The sequence below is a fragment of the Halomonas sp. 707D4 genome, from assembly GCF_024158685.1.
In the GTDB taxonomy this organism is placed as follows: Bacteria; Pseudomonadota; Gammaproteobacteria; order Pseudomonadales; family Halomonadaceae; genus Vreelandella.
This window is the reverse complement of record NZ_JAMZBD010000338.1, coordinates 1-3,480: the sequence shown is the minus strand read 5'-3', so window position 1 is coordinate 3,480 and position 3,480 is coordinate 1. Positions and strand designations below refer to the sequence as shown.

General features: G+C 65.7%; 4 protein-coding genes. 1 reads left to right on the top strand and 3 read right to left on the bottom strand.

From position 1 onward, the window contains the following. The 3 genes from BIS11_RS13220 to BIS11_RS13210 form a co-directional block, all read right to left on the bottom strand. A partial coding sequence (locus BIS11_RS13220; RefSeq protein WP_301286462.1) for an autotransporter assembly complex family protein occupies nucleotides 1-797 on the bottom strand: 797 nt, incomplete at its 3' end. A 64-nt stretch (nucleotides 798-861) separates the two neighbouring features. Then, nucleotides 862-1,680 carry a hypothetical protein gene (locus BIS11_RS13215; protein ID WP_253422048.1) on the bottom strand — a complete coding sequence of 273 codons (819 nt, stop codon included), beginning with the start codon at nucleotides 1,678-1,680 and terminating at the stop codon, nucleotides 862-864. Nucleotides 1,681-1,689: 9 nt separating this feature from the next. Then, nucleotides 1,690-2,979 (bottom strand): nucleotide sugar dehydrogenase, encoded by a 1,290-nt coding sequence (locus tag BIS11_RS13210; RefSeq protein ID WP_253422050.1) that lies wholly within the window; start codon nucleotides 2,977-2,979, stop codon nucleotides 1,690-1,692. A 211-nt stretch (nucleotides 2,980-3,190) separates the two neighbouring features. Between BIS11_RS13210 and ubiG the strand changes: the two genes are divergently transcribed. Further along, the coding region (ubiG, locus tag BIS11_RS13205) for a bifunctional 2-polyprenyl-6-hydroxyphenol methylase/3-demethylubiquinol 3-O-methyltransferase UbiG (protein ID WP_253586236.1) at nucleotides 3,191-3,480 on the top strand (290 nt) is incomplete at its 3' end.

Sequence of the window (3,480 nt, the reverse complement as noted above, 5' to 3'; positions counted from 1 at the left end):
GAATCGTACCAGGCCGCCCCGCCGCCGGGCGGCGCGATCACCAGTTCCTGGGCGGTCTGAAGGCGTGGGCGCACGGTCACCGAACTGAACCAGCGCGTCTCGCCCAGGCGCTGGCTGTAGCGAGCGATGGATTCCGCCAGGTACGGATCACCCGCCTCGAACCCCTGCATGTTCTTGAGCCGCTCCGGGTCGATGTGACTGCCGACGACGACGGTGTTGCCGAACTGGTAGCGCGGCCCGCTATCGAAATCCATGTAGAGGCGCGCGCTCTGCTGGTACGGGCGCACTTCCATGCGCCGGTCGTTGAACCCCCAGTCGAAATAGCCGCGCTCGATGGCCAGCCCCGAGAGCCGGGAGCTCAGCCGATCCCAGGGGGCGTGGCGCAGCGGGTCGCCCTCCTTCAGCGGAAAATCGTCCACCGCCTCCTCGAAGGGCGGATCGCGCTCGGCGTCGCCACGAATGTCGATCGAGAGCACCTCGATACGTACCTGTTCGCCGGGCTGGATGCGCACCATCACCGGCGTTCGAGCGACGTCGACCTGGATGTCGGGCTCGTAGTAGCCGAAGACGCGCATCGCCTCTTGAGTGCGCTGACGAATCTCGCCTTCGAGGCGGGTACCGGTGTAGCGTTCCTCGTCGATGTTCTGAAGGTAGGCATCGATGTTCTCTTCCACCGGACCGTCGACGCCGCTGATGACCGCTTCCAGTGCCAGCAGCGGCTGGCTGAACACGAGAAGCGGTGTCGTCAATAGAAGCGCCAGGCGGGTCGCCGATGACCGTTGACCGTGTCGTTGCATGTATGTCCTTCCCTAGTCTGAGCGGCGATGGGGCGCGTGGCGACACGCGTTCTCCATGTACGAATTATCGCAGCATTTCCATTTGGGCACTGAAGGCCAGCTGCGCCTGGCGAACCTGGCGAAGATCGCTTTCGAGGGCAGTGATGCGCGCGAGCAGGCGCTCGGACAGGGTATCGAGCGCCTGCTGGTCGATGGCCTCGCGGTCATCGGTGTTCTCGGACAGGGCGGCGAGCTGGCCATCGAGGGTGTCGCCCCATTCGGCCAGACGCGCCTCGACGTCTTCTCGTTCGCGCGTGAGCCGCTCCTCGAGTGCGGCGATGCGCTCGCTGGCGCTCTGCTCGAGGTAGTCGACTTCCTGCATCAGGTTCTGGCGTCCGGACGTGCCCGCGCGCTCGAGCGCGCCAAGCGAGGTGCGCAGCGCCTCGAGCTGGCGGTCGTTGAGCGTGGCGGCGGCGTTGAGCGCATCGAGCTCCTGGCGAATCTCGCCCAGCGCCTCGTTGGAGGCGAACTCGTCGTCGCCGGTCAACACGGCGTAGAACTCCTCGCGGGTATTGGTGAGCTGGACGGCGAGCTGCTCCTGCTCTTGGAAGAGCGTGGTCATCTGGGCCTGGAGATAGGTGACCGAGTCGGCGACGTCGGTATCACCGGAGTCGAGCCGTGCATGCAGGTTCGAGACCTCGCCGCTCACCCGGTGGAACTCGTCCAGCAGCCGTTCGCGCTCGTACCACAGCCCGGCGACCAGCGCCCCCAGCAGCGCGATGAGCAACAGCACCATCAGCCAGAGCGGCCAGAGGCTCGGGGCGCGTCGATGGCGCAGGTGCTGGGCACCCAGGCTTTGGTCCACGTCGGGCACGATACGCTGGGACGAGGTGGCATCAGACATGAAGGTTCCTCAATGAGTCGTGGGGTCGGCGCGACGACCAATCCCTCTATAGCGTAGGCCACAGCTTGCCACAAAGGCAGGGTCGAAGATGTTGCGTCCATCGAGAATCAGCCGGGAGCCGAGCAGCGCCGCCAGGCGGTGCCAGTCCGGGTTCCAGTAGGTCTTCCACTCGGTGACCAGCATCAGCGCATCGGCCCCTTCGCAGGCCTCGTAGGGATCGTCGGTGAAGAGCACGAGATCGTCGCGCTCGCCCACCACCGCCTTCAGGGCCTGGGTCGCGGCGGGATCGTGGAGGCGCACCGTCACGCCCTGGGCCCACAACGCCTCGAGCAGCGTGAGCACCGGGGCGTGGTCGATGCGGGTGGTACCGGGCTTGAACGCCGCACCCCAGACCGCCACCGTGCGCCCGGCAAGCTCACCCTCGAAGAAGGTCCAGAGCTTGCGAAACAGCGTCTCCTTCTTCTGCTCGTTGATGTCCATCACCTGTTCGAGCAGCGCCGAGGCGCGACCGCTTTGCGACTGCACGTCGGCCAGACGCATCAGATCGCGCGAGAAGTTCGGGCCGCCGAACCCGCAGCCCGGGTAGAGGTACTCGAAGCCGATGCGCGTGTCTGCCCCCATGCCCTGGCGCACGTGCTCAACATCGACCCCCAGGGTATCCGCCAGGCCCGCGATCTCGTTCATGTAGCTGATGCGCGTGGCGAGCATGCCGTTGATGGCGAGCTTGGTGAGCTCCGCGGCGCGGCGCGGCATCGACTGGAAGACGTCCTGGCGGCGGTTGAAGGCGCGCAGCAACTCGCGCAACACCTGCTCGCCTTGGGCGTCGTCGCAGCCCATCAGCCAGCGCGTGGGCCGGGTGAAGGCCTCCCAGGCACGGCCCTCCTCCAGGGTGTCCGGCAGCGCGACGCTGCTGTGCTGCTCGCCCATCAAGGCGTGCAGCCGCTCGGTATCGCCCACGGGAAAGGTCGAGTTGTTGACCAGCACCACCCGGTGAGTCTTGAACAGCGCATGGCCAAGCAGCGCCTTCGCCGCCGGGCGCTGGCTCGGCGACAGGGCAAGCCACACCACGTCCATCGGCGCCGCCTCGTCGAGCCGCTCGATCAGGCGCAGGGTGTTCTGGCTGATACCCTGTTCGAGGTGGTGTAGCAGCTCCGGCTCGCGGCGCAGCCAGTCCAGCGTCGAGAGCACCGTCCAGGGCGTTTCCTCGTGCAGAAGCCAGTCGACCTGATGGCCGACGAAGGCAAGGGCGGCGGCGGCGGTGGCCGTGCTCAATTCACTGCCGTAGAGAAGTACGCGCATCAAGGACGCTCCCGGTGCAACGGCCGGATTTCCAGGGCTTTTCGAATCATCCTGCGTTCCTTTTCATGCGCTTGGCTCAAGGAGTGGTTAGAATGCAATAATACAAAACCGGGGCGTGGATGCCACCTTGTAGCTTAATGTAACCAATTCGATCCACACAGCTCGCCTGCCCCCCGGACATCTCGTGCCGTTCATGAAAGGGAGTGACACCATGCAAGCGACATCTCAGGATAGCACTGCAGATCGCTATAAAGACAATGTCGACCAGGCGGAAGTGGCCAAGTTTGAAGCACTTGCCGATCAGTGGTGGGACGACCAGGGTGAGTTCAAGCCGCTGCACGACATCAACCCGCTGCGCCTGGACTTCATCGATGCCCGCGCCGGGCTCGCCGGCAAGCGCGTGCTGGACGTGGGCTGTGGCGGCGGCATCCTGAGCGAATCCATGGCGCGTCGCGGCGCCCAGGTGACCGGCATCGACCTCGGCGAGGCGCCGCTCGGCGT

Excerpts from the sequence above, each read along its gene's own strand:
- BIS11_RS13210 (WP_253422050.1), bottom strand. The coding sequence starts at position 2,979 with ATGCGCGTACTTCTCTACGGCAGTGAATTGAGCACGGCCACCGCCGCC.
- BIS11_RS13215 (WP_253422048.1), bottom strand. The coding sequence starts at position 1,680 with ATGTCTGATGCCACCTCGTCCCAGCGTATCGTGCCCGACGTGGACCAA.